The organism is Actinomycetota bacterium (assembly GCA_036280995.1).
Classification (GTDB): domain Bacteria; phylum Actinomycetota; class CALGFH01; order CALGFH01; family CALGFH01; genus CALGFH01.
In genome coordinates this window covers 1-2,210 of sequence record DASUPQ010000877.1, presented here as the reverse complement: position 1 = coordinate 2,210, position 2,210 = coordinate 1, and the positions used below count along the sequence as shown (strand labels likewise).

Annotated in this window: 1 protein-coding gene; it reads left to right on the top strand. The window is 70.1% G+C overall.

Annotated elements, in window-relative coordinates; all coding sequences use genetic code 11:
• The first annotated feature begins 308 nt into the window (after window positions 1-308).
• On the top strand, window positions 309-1,991 hold the full coding sequence (locus VF468_29440) for an IS1634 family transposase (GenBank protein ID HEX5882412.1): 1,683 nt from the start codon (window positions 309-311) through the stop codon (window positions 1,989-1,991).
• The last annotated feature ends 219 nt before the right edge of the window (window positions 1,992-2,210 follow it).

The following is a 2,210-nucleotide window of genomic DNA, read 5'->3' as shown; positions in this document are numbered from 1 at the left end:
CGGTCGGCTGGTTCGGGTTCTTCGCGTTCTCGGCGCGGATGAACTCCGCTGCCGCGTCGGCGTCCGAGGAGGACTCCGTGTCCACGGAGATGAGTCGCCAGCCGCAGGCCGGACTTCCGCAGTTGGTAGGCAGATTCGGGGCTCGGGGGGAGCGTCCGGCCTGGTCACGGCCTCGCGAGGTGACTTGAGGAGCGAAACGGTGTAGGCACACGAGTTGCGGCGTGTCGCTCGACGGACGCGGCATTACGCGCTTGAGTGTGAGCATGTACCTACGGGAGACGAGGCGGACGAACCGGGACGGTTCGGTGGTGGCCTACCTGCAGCTGGCGCACAACGAGCGTCATCCGGTGACCGGCAGCCCGGTCGCGAAGGTGATCCACAACTTCGGGCGGGCGGAGAAGGTCGACAGGGATGCGTTGGCCCGGCTGGTGAGCTCGATCTCCCGGTTCCTGACCCCGGAGCAGGCGATCAGCGCCGCCGTGGGCGCCGAGGTGGAGGTGGTGGACTCCCGACCGCTGGGTGGGGCCTGGACGCTGGACCGGGTCTGGGAGCGGCTCGGGATCGGCGCGGCGATCCGTCGGGTCGCCACCGGCCGGCGCCTAGACGGGGAGGCGGTCGAGCGGGTTGTGTTCGCCCTGGTCGCGCAGCGCGCCCTGGAGCCCGGTTCCAAGCTGGCCGCGACGGACTGGGTCGCCAAGCGGGTCGCGATCGAGGGCCTGACCTGTTTCTCCGACGACCAGGCCTACCGGGCGATGGATTTCCTGCTCGACGCGCTCGCGGAGATCGCCGAGGAGGTCTTCGGCTCCGTCGCGCACCTGCTCAACCTGGACCTCGACATCGTGTTCGTGGATACGACCTCCACCTACTTCGAGCTCGACGTCCCCGACGAGCTCGCCGAGGTCGAGGACAGCGTCGACGACGACGGCATCAGCCGGCCGGCCGAGGCGGGCAAGCGGGCGTTCGGGCACTCCAAGGACCACCGCACCGACCTGCCGCAGGTGGTGATCGCGATGGCGGTCACCCGGGACGGGGTGCCGGTGCGGTGCTGGACGTTCCCCGGGAACACCGCCGACACCGCGATCATCCGCACGGTCAAGGATGGTCTGGCCGGCTGGGGGCTGCGCCGGCTGGTGTGGGTGGCCGACCGCGGGTTCGCCTGCGCGGCGAACCGGGCGTATCTGACCCGCGGCGGCGGGCACTACATCCACGCCGAGAAGCTGCGCCACACCAACACCGAGGCCGCCGCGGCGCTGGCCCGCCCCGGCCGATACCGCACCGTCGCGGGGAACCTGCGCGTCAAGGAGGCCGCCGTCGCACCCGGCGGGGACGGAGACGGGGACCAGGGGATGCGGGCGCAGCGGTTCGTGGTCTGCCTCAACCCCGAGCAGGCCGAGCGGGACGCCGCCGTCCGACAGCGGCTCCTCAGCCACCTGCAGGCCCTGATCGCCGGCTCCGACGCCTGGACCGACCGGCGCCGCGACGAGCTCGTCGGCTCCTTGAAGACCAAGCCGGGACTGCGCCGCTACCTGCGCCGCACCGAGCATGGGCTGCTGCGGGTCGACGCCGCCGCGATCAAGCGCGAGTCGCACCTGGACGGCAAGTGGCTGCTGCGCACCTCCGACACCACCTTGACCCCGGACGATCTGGCCGCCGCCTACAAGCAGCTCCTGCAGGTTGAACGGGGCTGGCGGGACCTCAAGGGCGCCCTCGCGCTGCGCCCGGTGTTCCACTACCGCGAGGACCGGATCCGCGCCCACGTCCAACTGTGCTGGCTCGCCCTACTGCTGCTGCGCGTCATCGAGAACGCCACCGGCGACACCTGGCGCAACCTGCGCCACGAACTCGACCGGATGCACCTGGTCACCCTCGCCACCAACGACGGCCACGTCGCGCAACGGTCGGCCGCCACCGCCGGGCAGAAAACCATCCTGACCGCGCTCGACCTGCCCGAACCCCCGCGGTTCTTCGACTTCACCGCCCCCAGCGCCTAACCGCTTATCGCCGGCCACCCACGCTTGTAGTAACACGACTCCATCACGCCAGTGAGGCGTCTCCGCAGGTCAGCCCCATGATCACGAAGCTCGTGTGCTCACCATCTGCGGAAGTCCGGTGACACGTAATCCCATGTTTCACCACGGTGACCTGGGCCAGACCGATGCATTGCAGACCGATCAGCGCGCGGCTGAAATCGAATCCCTGCATGACCTGGG